This window comes from Pseudomonas sp. Irchel 3H3 (assembly GCF_900187635.1).
Classification (GTDB): Bacteria; Pseudomonadota; Gammaproteobacteria; order Pseudomonadales; family Pseudomonadaceae; genus Aquipseudomonas.
Window position 1 is genome coordinate 265,456 of record NZ_FYEC01000005.1, and the last position, 11,019, is coordinate 276,474.

12 protein-coding genes are annotated in these 11,019 nt (G+C 62.3%); 4 read left to right on the forward strand and 8 right to left on the reverse strand.

Annotated features, from left to right (window positions below; all coding sequences use genetic code 11):
- Positions 1-43 precede the first annotated feature (43 nt).
- On the reverse strand, positions 44-1,156 hold the full coding sequence (locus CKW24_RS08855; protein ID WP_095167117.1) for an enoyl-CoA hydratase/isomerase family protein: 1,113 nt from the start codon (positions 1,154-1,156) through the stop codon (positions 44-46).
- A 132-nt stretch (positions 1,157-1,288) separates the two neighbouring features.
- Here CKW24_RS08855 and ung point away from each other — a divergent pair, with 132 nt between their 5' ends.
- Complete coding sequence (gene ung, locus CKW24_RS08860) at positions 1,289-1,981, forward strand: uracil-DNA glycosylase (RefSeq protein WP_095167119.1); 693 nt, start codon at positions 1,289-1,291, stop codon at positions 1,979-1,981.
- 38 nt (positions 1,982-2,019) lie between these two features.
- Here ung and CKW24_RS08865 read toward each other — a convergent pair whose 3' ends face one another.
- The 5 genes from CKW24_RS08865 to CKW24_RS08885 are packed head-to-tail and all read right to left on the reverse strand — an operon-like array spanning position 2,020 to position 7,427.
- Positions 2,020-3,063: an AbrB family transcriptional regulator gene (locus tag CKW24_RS08865; protein WP_095167121.1), complete on the reverse strand. Its 1,044-nt coding sequence runs from the start codon at positions 3,061-3,063 to the stop codon at positions 2,020-2,022.
- On the reverse strand, positions 3,056-4,570 hold the full coding sequence (locus CKW24_RS08870) for a tripartite tricarboxylate transporter permease (protein WP_095167123.1): 1,515 nt from the start codon (positions 4,568-4,570) through the stop codon (positions 3,056-3,058). The genes CKW24_RS08865 and CKW24_RS08870 overlap by 8 nt, the downstream gene beginning before the upstream one ends.
- A 1-nt stretch (position 4,571) precedes the next feature.
- Positions 4,572-5,030: a tripartite tricarboxylate transporter TctB family protein gene (locus tag CKW24_RS08875; RefSeq protein ID WP_095167125.1), complete on the reverse strand. Its 459-nt coding sequence runs from the start codon at positions 5,028-5,030 to the stop codon at positions 4,572-4,574.
- A gap of 60 nt (positions 5,031-5,090) precedes the next feature.
- Positions 5,091-6,080, reverse strand: coding sequence for a tripartite tricarboxylate transporter substrate binding protein (locus CKW24_RS08880; protein ID WP_095167127.1), 990 nt, complete (start codon positions 6,078-6,080; stop codon positions 5,091-5,093).
- A 54-nt stretch (positions 6,081-6,134) separates the two neighbouring features.
- A complete protein-coding gene (locus CKW24_RS08885) occupies positions 6,135-7,427 on the reverse strand; it encodes an OprD family porin (protein ID WP_095167128.1) in 1,293 nt (430 codons plus the stop codon).
- A 234-nt stretch (positions 7,428-7,661) separates the two neighbouring features.
- Here CKW24_RS08885 and CKW24_RS08890 point away from each other — a divergent pair, with 234 nt between their 5' ends.
- Both CKW24_RS08890 and CKW24_RS08895 read left to right on the forward strand, forming a co-directional pair.
- Positions 7,662-8,333 carry a response regulator gene (locus CKW24_RS08890; protein ID WP_095167129.1) on the forward strand — a complete coding sequence of 224 codons (672 nt, stop codon included), beginning with the start codon at positions 7,662-7,664 and terminating at the stop codon, positions 8,331-8,333.
- The gene (locus CKW24_RS08895) at positions 8,326-9,711 is read left to right on the forward strand and encodes a sensor histidine kinase (RefSeq protein WP_095167131.1); all 1,386 of its coding nucleotides are present in this window, start codon (positions 8,326-8,328) and stop codon (positions 9,709-9,711) included. The genes CKW24_RS08890 and CKW24_RS08895 overlap by 8 nt, the downstream gene beginning before the upstream one ends.
- 48 nt (positions 9,712-9,759) lie before the next feature.
- Here CKW24_RS08895 and CKW24_RS08900 read toward each other — a convergent pair whose 3' ends face one another.
- Positions 9,760-10,005: a hypothetical protein gene (locus tag CKW24_RS08900; RefSeq protein WP_095167133.1), complete on the reverse strand. Its 246-nt coding sequence runs from the start codon at positions 10,003-10,005 to the stop codon at positions 9,760-9,762.
- Between the two features lie 253 nt (positions 10,006-10,258).
- Positions 10,259-10,522, reverse strand: a complete 264-nt coding sequence (locus CKW24_RS08905; protein ID WP_095167135.1) for a DUF2790 domain-containing protein — start codon at positions 10,520-10,522, stop codon at positions 10,259-10,261.
- 373 nt (positions 10,523-10,895) lie between these two features.
- On the opposite strand from CKW24_RS08905, the gene CKW24_RS28365 reads away from it, so the two are divergent.
- Positions 10,896-11,019, forward strand: a 124-nt coding sequence (locus CKW24_RS28365) for a hypothetical protein (RefSeq protein WP_256585430.1), incomplete at its 3' end; no start/stop codon positions are given.

An 11,019-nucleotide genomic window follows, 5' to 3' on the forward strand; every position in this document is an offset into this window, starting at 1 on the left:
CGGCAAGCGGCGCATCCAGCGCCGCTTTTTTGTGCCCGGGGATTCAGTAGTCCGACAGGTCCGCCAGCGGGTGCCGGCCTTCCCAGGCCTTGTGAAAGTGCGCATCGACCACCGCCTGGGGGATCGTATTGACGTCCGGCCAGTGCCAGCGAGGTTTGTGGTCCTTGTCGATCAGGCGCGCCCTGACACCCTCGCTGAACTCCGGATGGCGGCAGCAATTGAGGCTCAGGGTGTATTCCATCTGGAACACTGCGGCCAATGACAGGTGGCGGGCGCGCTGAATCTGCTCCCAGACCAGATGGGCGGTCAACGGGCAGCCGTCGTGCAGGTTTTTCGCGGCGCGGGCCAGCAGCAGGTCAGGGTGATCACGCAATAGGCTGATGGCGCGCCAGGCACAGCGCACATCGCTGACGTCCAGCAGCTCGTCGATCTGCTGGCGGCGCGGCAACCATTGCGCCTCGGGCATTTGCTCGATGGCTTCTTGCTGCAGGGCTTTGAACAGGCTGTTGAGTTGCATCGCGGTCTGCTCCTGCCAATTGAGTTGCAGCAGGCCTTCGATCAATTGCTCCTGCTGCTCATCGAGCAGGAAGCGGTCAGCCAGATCCAGGTCGAGGGCATCACGGGCGTTTATCTGGGCGCCGGTCAAACCGAGGAACAGCCCCAGCTTGCCGGGCAGGCGCGAGAGGAACCAACTGGCGCCGACATCCGGGTACAGGCCGATACTGATCTCGGGCATGGCCAGGCGGCTGCTGGGGGTGACGATGCGGGTGCTCGCGCCCTGCAACAAGCCCATGCCACCGCCGAGCACATAACCATGGCCCCAGCAGATCAGCGGCTTGGGGTAGGTGTGCAGGCGGAAATCCAGGCGGTATTCCGCAGCGAAAAATTGCGCGGCCAGCGGCGGTACTTCGCCGGGTTGGGTGCGACAGGCCTGGGCCAGGCTGCGCACTTCGCCGCCGGCGCAAAATGCCTTGGTGCCGTTGCCGCGCAGCAGGACGCAGACCACCTGCGGTTCTTTGGCCCAGCTGTCCAATTGCTCGGTCAGGGCGCGGATCATCGGCAGGGACAGGGCATTGAGGGTGCTTTCGGCATCCAGGCTGGCGATGCCGATGCGTGCGCCATCTGTGCCGGTGAGTTCTTCGAAGTGCAGATTCATCGTGACCTCGATTGCGGATTCAAGGGTTCATTATGAGCGTTGTGCAGGAAAGTGCCGGATCTGCGTCAGATCAATTGACAAGCGTGACGGGCTTTCCTAGGGTTCGCCCCATTGTTTTTGCCGGATGTAACCATGACTGCTGACGACCGTATCAAACTCGAACCGAGCTGGAAGGAGGCACTGCGTGCCGAATTCGACCAGCCCTACATGGCAGAGTTGCGCAACTTCCTGCAACAGGAACGTGCGGCAGGCAAGGAGATCTATCCACCCGGCCCGATGATTTTCAACGCGCTCAACTCCACGCCGTTGGACAAGGTCAAGGTGGTGATCCTCGGCCAGGACCCCTACCACGGGCCAGGCCAGGCCCATGGCCTGTGTTTCTCGGTGCAGCCGGGCGTGCCGGCGCCGCCGTCGCTGGTCAACATCTATAAGGAATTGAAACGCGACCTGAACATCGACATCCCCAGTCACGGCTGCCTGCAAAGCTGGGCCGACCAGGGCGTGCTGATGATCAACACCACCATGACCGTAGAGCGGGCCAATGCCAACGCCCATGCGGGCAAAGGCTGGCAGTTCTTTACTGACCGGATAATCGAAGTGGTGAGCGAGCATCAGCCCCACCTGGTGTTTCTGCTGTGGGGCGCCCATGCGCAGAGCAAACAGAAACTGATCGACGCCACCAAGCACCTGGTGTTGACCTCGGTGCACCCCTCGCCACTGTCTGCCTATCGCGGCTTCCTCGGCTGTGGGCACTTCAGTCGTACCAACAAGTACCTTGAGCAGAATGGCGAGACGCCGATCGAATGGCGATTGCCGCCAGTCTGACGCCATAACCCCGCGCGCCCGATCGGGCGCGACACGGTCTACTGCTCTGAATCCGGCTGCCGGTCCCAGTGCCGGAACAACGGTTCGGCCAGAAACAGCACGAACAGCAAGCGCATCACCTGCATCGCGGTCACCAGTGGCACCGACAGTTGCAGGGTTTCGGCGGTCAGGCTCATTTCAGCGATGCCGCCGGGCATCATGCCCAGGGTCAATGAGCGCAGGTCCAACTGGGTCAGGGCGCTCAGGCACAACGCGGCCAGGGTGGCGATCAGCATGGTCAGTGCCGTGCCGATCAGGGTGCGGCCCATGAAGGAGGGCGCGCGGCGGAAGAACTGCCGGTTGAAGTGACAGCCCAGGCCACTGCCGATCAGCCATTGACCGACCTGGCTGCCGCCATCGGGCAGGCCGATGTGCAGGTCCAGGCTGATACTCACGGCGGCACTCACCAGCAAGGGACCGAACAGCCACGGATTGGGTTGGCGCAAGCGCTGCCAGAGCCAGGCACACAGCGCGCCCGCCGGGAACAGCAGGGCCAGCCAGCGCCAGTCGACGCTGGTCGGATGCAAGGCCGGCACGCCTTCGCCCAGCAGGTACTTGAAGGCGGCTGGCACACACAGCACCACCACCAGCACCCGCAGGCTTTGCCCGGCCGCCACTCGGCTCAGTACGGCGCCGTTGCGAGCGCCGAGGTTGACCATTTCACCGGACCCGCCCGGCATGCTGGAGAAAAATGCGGTGGCGCGATCCTCGCCGGTGCGCCGCAGCAGCCAGACCCCGACCACGGCCGAAAGACTGGTCACCAGCGCGCCGAAGAAGATCAGCCCGAAATGACTCATGACCTGCTCCATCACCACGGGAGTAAAGTGCAGGCCAATGCCGATGCCGACGATCCACTGGCCGCACTTGCGTCCGCCCGGGATCTCGGCCAATTGCCAGGGGGTCAGGCAGCGTACCAGGATGATCGCCAGCAACGAGCCGACCATCCACGGCAGCGGCCAGCCGATCTGACTGGCGAGGTAACCGCCCAGCAGACCGACCAGCGGTGTTCCCCACCAGGTTTTCCAGGACCGGCGATCAGACATCGGCAATTGCGCGACGGGCCACGGCGCGCTTGCGCCAGATGCGCAGGATCGGCACCAGCAGCATCAGCACGATCAGCGCCCACACGGTGTTGGTGATCCCGCTCGACCAGAGGATCTCCAGCGAACCGTTGGAAATCGACAGCGCACGACGCAGGTTCTGCTCCATCAGGCCGCCGAGGATGAAGCCCAGCAGGACGGGCGACAACGGGAAGTCCAACTTGCGCAGGATATAGCCGAAGATGCCGATGCCGATCATCAGGAACAGGTCGAAGGTGGTGGCGTGCACCGCGTAGACACCGATCGCGGTAATGATCGCGATCATGGGCACCAGCGCCCAGTTCGGCACGGCGAGGATGCGGGTGAAGATGCGGATCATCGGGATGTTGAGGATCACCAGCATGACGTTGGCGATGAACAGCGAGGCAATCAGGCCCCAGACGATGTCAGGCTGCTGCTGGAACAACAGCGGGCCTGGGGTGATGTTGTACAGCGACAGGGCGCCGATCATCACCGCCGTGGTGCCCGAGCCCGGGACCCCGAGGGTCAGCATCGGTACCAGGGCGCCACAGGCTTCGGCGCCAATCGCGGTTTCCGGTGCCGCCAGGCCGCGCTTGTCGCCCTGGCCGAACTTGCCGCCAGGACCGGCGATCTTTTTCTCGGTCATGTAGGCCACGGCGCTGGCGAGGGTTGCACCGGCACCCGGCAATACCCCCATGATGAAACCCAGTACGCCACAGCGGATGTTCACCCAGAACACCGAGGCGGCTTCCTTGAAGTTGAACATCATGCGCCCGGTGGCCTTGAACGCTTCCTGGCCCCGGTGGGTTTTCTCCAGCAACAGCAGGATCTCGCTGATGGAGAACAGGCCCAGCACCAGCACCACGAATTGAATGCCGTCGGTGAGGTGGATGTTGTCCCCGGTGAAGCGGTACACGCCGCTGTTGGCGTCGATGCCGACCGTGGACAGGAACAGGCCGATCAGGGCCGCGATAAAGGTTTTCAGCGGCCGGTCGCCGGCCATGCCGCCCAGGCAGACAATCGCGAATACCATCAGTACGAAATATTCCGCTGGGCCGAAGGCGATTGCCCACTTGGCCAGTATCGGCGCAAACACCACCATGCCGCAGGTCGCAATGAACGCGCCGATGAACGAGCTCCAGGCCGACAACGACAAGGCCACCCCGGCCATGCCCTGGCGGGCCATCGGGTAGCCGTCGAGGGTGGTCATGACGGTTGAGGCTTCGCCGGGAATGTTCAGCAGGATCGAGCTGATCCGCCCGCCGTACTCGCATCCCAGGTATACCGCCGCCAACAGAATCAGCGCCGACTCCGGTGGCAGGCCCAGGGCGAAGGCGATGGGAATCAACAGGGCCACGCCGTTGATCGGACCCAGCCCCGGCAGCAGGCCGACGACGGTCCCGATCAAGGTTCCGCTCAACGCCGTGACCAGGTTGTAGGGCGTCAGGGCAACCCCAAAACCATGGCTCAAATAACCAAGAGTATCCATATCAGTTCTCCAGGACGTCGAGCAGGCCCAGGGGCAGCGGCACGTCCATGACTTTGTCGAACAACAGGTACAGACCCACGCTCAGCAGGCAGATGATCAGCGTGCCGGGCAGCCAGCGTCCGCCATACAGGCGCGCCATCGGGATACCCACCAGGATGCTGCTGAGGATGAACCCCAGGGGCTCGAAGAGCCCGGCGAACACCAGCAGCAACAGCACGCAGCGGCCGATCTTGCTCAGGGTCTCGCGGTCCAGTGGCGGGTCTTCTTCGCTGTGCTTGATCGGTGAGGGCCGGTACACCATGTAGATCAGCCCCAGCGCCATCAGCCCCAGCATCAGCAGGGGGAAGGCGCGTGGTCCGATTGGTTCGTAGGAAAAGGCCGCCTGGTAAGGCCAGGCCATAAGGATCAGGCACAGGCAGGCCAGCAACAGCACCGAAGCAAAAATGCGTTGTAACAGCATGACAAACTCCTGGGCCACGCCCCGATTGGTGCCAGGGCGGTGGCCGTGAGAACGAGGCGATTACTGGATCAGGCCGAACTCTTTGGCCAGCAGCTTGTAGTCCGCGACCTGTTTCTTCACGTAGGTGTCCAGCTCGACCCCGGTCATGGCGAACGGGAACAGTTCACGCTGGTCACGCAGCTTGGCGAACTCTTCGGAAGCCAGCAGTTTGTCGAAGGCGTTTTTCCACCAGGCGTATTCGGCATCGCTGACCTTTGGCCCAAGGTAGAAGCCGCGCACCACCGGCCAGACGATGTCGTAGCCTTGCTCCTTGGCGGTAGGGATATCCTTCATTTCCGGCTCGTCCAGGCGCTCGTTGGCGAACACGGCGAGCAGGCGCATGTCACCGCTCTGGATGTGCGGCATGGAGTCGGAGATGTCGGTACTGCCGACCTGGATGTGACCACCGAGCAGGGCAGTGGCAATTTCGCCACCGCCTTCGAGTGCCACGTACCGCAGGTCACGAGGGTTGATCCCGGCAGCCTTGGCGATCAGGGCGGTTTGCATCCAATCCTGGCTGCCCACCGTGCCGCCGGAACCTATTACCACTTTGCTCGGGTCTTTCTTCAGCGCCTGCACCAGGTCGTCGAGGTTCTTGTAGGGCGAATCGTTTTTCACGGCGATGGCGCCATAGCTGGTGCCGACTGCCGCCAACCAACGCACGGCGTTTTCATCAAAACGGCCGAACTTGCCCTGGGCCAGGTTCAATAACGAACCGCTGGACCAGGCCACCAGGGTCCCGGCATCGGCGGGGCGCTGGGCGACCACCGCGTTGTACGCCACGGCGCCGACACCGCCGGGCATGTAGGTCACGCGCATCGGCTTGGACAGCAGTTTTTCGTTGACCAGCGCGCTCTGCACCAGCTTGCAGGTCAGGTCGAAACCACCGCCGGGCGACGCCGGGGCAATGCATTCCGGACGCTTGGGCTCAGTGCTGTCGGCGGCGAGCAGGGGGGCGGTGACCAGTAGGCAACTGGCGGCGAGAGCAAGGTTACGCAGCGAAAAATTCATCGGTCGTCTCCACAGGAGTTGTTATTGGAGTGGCACGGTTGCGGCTTGAGTCCATTACCAGAGGGCAACGCTGTAGCTCACCAGCACCCGCACTTCATCAGCGTCGCGGGCCGAATAGTTCGAACGATAGGTGGCATTGCGCAGGCGCAGGGCGACGTCCTTGAGGGCGCCGCTTTGCACCACGTACTTGATCTCGGTGTTGCGTTCCCATTCCTTGCCGGTCTCGCCATTGTTGAGCTTGATGTTGTCACCGCTCAGGTAACGGCTCATGAAACTCAGGCCGGGCACGCCCAGCTTGGCGAAGTCGTAATCGTAACGGGCCTGCCAGGAGCGTTCTTCGGCGCCGGCGAAGTCGTTGATCTGCACGAAGTTGACCAGGTAGGGATCGGAGCCGTCGACATAGGGGAAGGCGCTGTCGCCCGACATGTGCTGGTAACCGGCGCTGAATTTATGCCCGCTCAAGGCGTAGCTCAACAGGCCGTTGAGGGAGTTGTTGTCGATCTTGCCGCCGCGGGCCTGGCCGGAATCGTCGCTGACTGCCAGGCGCAGGTCGGCGGCGAACGTCCCCGGACCTGCCGGCTGTGATGCCAGCAAACCGAGGAAGTGCTGGTTGTAGACCTCACCCAATTGAGCGAAGTGGTAGCTGGCGGTGATCTTGTCGGTGAACTTGTAGTCCAGGCCGCCGAAATCGAAATGGCTGCCAGCGACGGTGCCGGCGAAACGGCTGTTCTTGTTGTTCAGGGCGACGTCTTCGAAGTTGGTGCTGTCGCGGTCCTTGGCTTTGTCCAGGCGCCCGCCGGTGAAGGTCAGGTTCTTGATCTCCTTGGAAGTCAGCAGGCCGCCTTCGAAGGTCTGGGGCAGGATGCGTCCGTCGTTGGCCTTGAGGATCGGCAACTCGGGAATCAGGCTGCCGATCTTCAGCTCGGTGGCGGAGATCTTCACCTTGCCGGTGAGGCCTAGCTTGGAATATTCGTCGGCCGCGCGCCCGTCGTCATGGGTCGGCAACAGGCCAGTACCGGTACGGTCGGGGCTGGAGTCGAGCTTGATCCCGAGCATCCCCAGCGCGTCGACCCCGAACCCTACGGTGCCGTCGGTGTAACCCGACTCGAGGTTGAGCATGAAGCCCTGGGCCCACTCGTCACGCTTGGATTGCTGGGCGCTGGTGCCACTGCGAAAGTCGCGGTTGAAGTACATGTTGCGGGTTTCCAGGGTCGCGCTGCTGTCTTCGAAGAAGGCGGCATGACTGGCAGGCGTAAAGCCGGCTAGGGCGGCGGCACTGGCAAGGGCGGTGGTACCAAGGCGGGAAAAACGAACAGGCAGGTAAGCCTGGGGCTGCGTAGACAGCATCGTGAAGCACTCCATTTATTGTTCTTATTGGGGCGAAAACGCATCGGGGCGTTTTTCGTTCACTACTCTCAAGGACACGGCAGTCGAAACTGTCCGTGGCTGGACTCTAACGGGCCAACCTTTCGCTAACCTTTCAGAATACTTTCACCGGTTACGGGCTTCACAGCGGCGGATGCGGCTGTAAACTCCGCGCCGAAGAATGGCGTCGACCATCCCCACCTGAGGTAAAGATCCATGCGCGTGCTTCTCGTCGAAGACCATCTGCAGCTGGCCGAAAGTGTCGCCCAGGCGCTCAAGAGCACAGGGCTGACCGTGGATGTGCTGCACGATGGGGTGGCGGCCGACCTGGCCTTGAGCAGCGAGGACTACGCGGTGGCGATCCTCGATGTGGGCCTGCCGCGCATGGACGGTTTTGAAGTACTGGCGCGCTTGCGCAGCCGTGGCAAAAACCTCCCGGTGCTGATGCTGACCGCCCGCAGCGACGTCAAGGATCGGGTCCATGGGCTCAACCTCGGTGCCGACGACTACCTGGCCAAACCCTTCGAATTGACCGAGCTTGAAGCGCGGGTCAAGGCTCTGCTGCGCCGCAGCGTGTTGGGTGGCGAACGCCAGCAGCGTTGCGGGGGGCTGGTGTATGACCTCGACACCCGGCGCTTCAGCCTCGGTGACGAACTGCTGACCCTGACCTCCCGCGAGCAGGCCGTGCTCGAGGCGCTGATTGCCCGTCCTGGGCGGGTGATGAGCAAGGAGCAATTGGCCTCCCAAGTGTTCGGTCTCGACGAGGAGGCCAGCCCCGACGCCATCGAAATCTACGTGCACCGCCTGCGCAAGAAACTCGACGGGCACTCAGTGGCCATCGTCACGTTCAGGGGGTTGGGCTACCTGTTGGAAAGCCGTGATGCATAAGCCCAGGAGTCTGCGCTGGGGGTTGCTGGGCAACCTCGCGCTGTTGCTGGTGGTGCTGATGATCGCCAGCGGCCTGAGCGCCTACTGGAATGGCCGGGAAGCGGCCGACACCGCCTATGACCGGACCTTGCTGGCTTCGGCGCGGACCATCGCCGCCGGCCTGTCCCAGCGTGACGGCAGCCTCAGTGCCGATGTGCCGTACGTGGCGCTGGACACCTTCGCCTACGACAGTGCCGGGCGCATCTATTACCAGGTCAACGACATCCACCAGAAGCTGATTTCCGGTTACGAAAACCTCCCGGGCCCGCCGCCCGGCACCCCGCGCACCGACGACTATCCGGCGCTGGCACGCTTCTACAACGCCACTTACCTGGGCCAGAACGTGCGGGTCGTCAGCCTGCTCAAGGCAGTGAGCGAACCGAACATGAACGGCATGGCGGAAATCCGCGTGGCGGAAACCGACGAGGCGCGAGTGAGCATGGCCCGCAGCCTGATGGCCGATACCTTGCTGCGCCTGGGCATGCTCGCCGGAGGCGCCTTGCTCCTGGTGTGGTTTGCCGTGAGTGCCGCGTTGCGTCCGCTGGAGCGCTTGCGCACCGCGGTGGAAGAGCGCCAACCGGATGACTTGCGGCCGCTGCCGTTGGTCCAGGTACAGCGTGAATTGTGGCCTTTGGTGCGGGCCCTCAACCATTTCACTGAGCGCTTGCGCGGACAGTTCGAGCGCCAGGCGCAATTCATTGCCGACGCGGCCCATGAGTTGCGCACTCCACTGGCGGCGCTCAAGGCGCGCCTTGAACTGGGCTTGCGCGCCACTGAGCCGCAGACCTGGCGCAGCACCCTGGAAAGCGCCGCCCAAGGCACCGATCGCCTGACGCACCTGGCCAATCAACTGCTGTCGCTGGCCCGGGTCGAGAATGGCGCGCGGGCGATTGCCGAGGGCGGGGCGCAGTTGCTCGACCTGAGCCAACTGGCGCGCGAACTCGGCATGGCCATGGCACCTCTGGCCCATGCCCGGGGGGTTGCCCTGGCGTTGGAAGCTGACGAACCGGTGTGGTTGCGCGGTGAGCCGACACTGCTCAACGAGCTGCTGAGCAACCTGGTGGACAACGCCCTGGCCCACACGCCAGCAGGTGGCAACGTGATCTTGCGCGTCAGCGCGCCGGCAGTGCTGGAGGTTGAAGATGACGGGCCGGGGATTCCGCTGGAGGAGCGTGACCGGGTGTTCGAACGCTTCTACCGCCGCAACCAGCAAGTCGCAGGGTCTGGCCTGGGGTTGGCGATTGTCGGGGAAATCTGCCGCGCACACCTCGCCCACATCACCCTGCACGACGGTGCACAGGCGGGGCTGAAGGTTCGGGTCAGTTTTATCGCGGGCTAAAAACAACTAAGCCCGGCCGAGGCCGGGCTGTGAGCAGAGATTCAGCACTTAGCTGAGGTTGGCCGAGCCGGTGCGATCGAAGCCATCAGCGGCGAGGGTAGCGGACCCGGTGCGATCGAAGCCATCAGCGGCGAGGGTGGCGGAACCGGTGCGATCGAAGCCATCAGCGGCGAGGGTAGCGGACCCGGTGCGATCAAAACCATCAGCGGCAATTGTGCGGTCATAACCGTCGGCGGCGAAGGTGTTGGCGGCCAGGACGGAGAGGGTCAGGGCGAGGATCAGTTGGGTTTTCATGGTGGTGACTCCGAGGTGTTGAGGATGTTGTGTGGGGTTGAAGCTGATACTACTCGGATGAATTTGATTAAAAAGCGCAAATAAATGCTCAAATAAATCGAATTATTAGATGTGACTGCCTTCGGGCCTATTCAAGCAATACAGGCGGTAGAGGGTGGGGCCGCAGGCTCCAGATCTGGTACGGCGGGCGTTTTTGCCGCAAGAACGATTTCCTGCGGCCGATATTCGAAAGCACTTTTAAGTGCGGGGTGGATCAGCCGTTAGAGCAACCATTGCCCATGACGCTGTAACGCAGGATATGCCGTTGACCGCTCGAGTCTTCATATTCCATGCGCGCTGGCACAACTTCGCAAACACTGGGTATTTCGCTCATGGAGATAACTTTGGCGATATCCAGGTGGGTGGAGTAAGTGTATTCCTCTACCGCTACTGTATTGCCTGCAACATCAGTCGGGACCTCGTCTGCCATGGCGGTAACGCACAGACTGCTGAGGGCCAGAACCAATAAAGCTTTCATTTGAAATTTACCTTTCTGAGGTCGAGAGGGGTCACGCAGCCTTTGTGGGGCTGCGTATACATCTGGATTTAATTACTGTGAATTAACTGCCTTCGTGGGGGCTGCAACTGGGTTAATCACATTGCCGAGTTGGCGAGGCGGATTTTAGGCGTGGGGCGCGGATTCATATAGCCGCGCTTTTGATAAACACTGTTGACAGATCTTGTAACAATCCCCGAAACATCGGCTACCTGGGACGTCCGTACGGCTATGCGCCGGGAAATCTGGACGATTTGTAGGGGCTTGTTACTACCATCGTCGAATGGTTCTATAGGCCCGCCTCGGGCTACAACGGGGTCATACAAAAACAACTATTTCACCGAGGTAAAGAAAGATGAGTGCGGCTTCTCTGTATCCCGTTCGTCCCGAGGCTCTGGCCAATACCCTGACTGACGAGGCGACCTACAAGGCCATGTACCAGCAGTCGGTTGTCAACCCGGACGGCTTCTGGCGCGAAC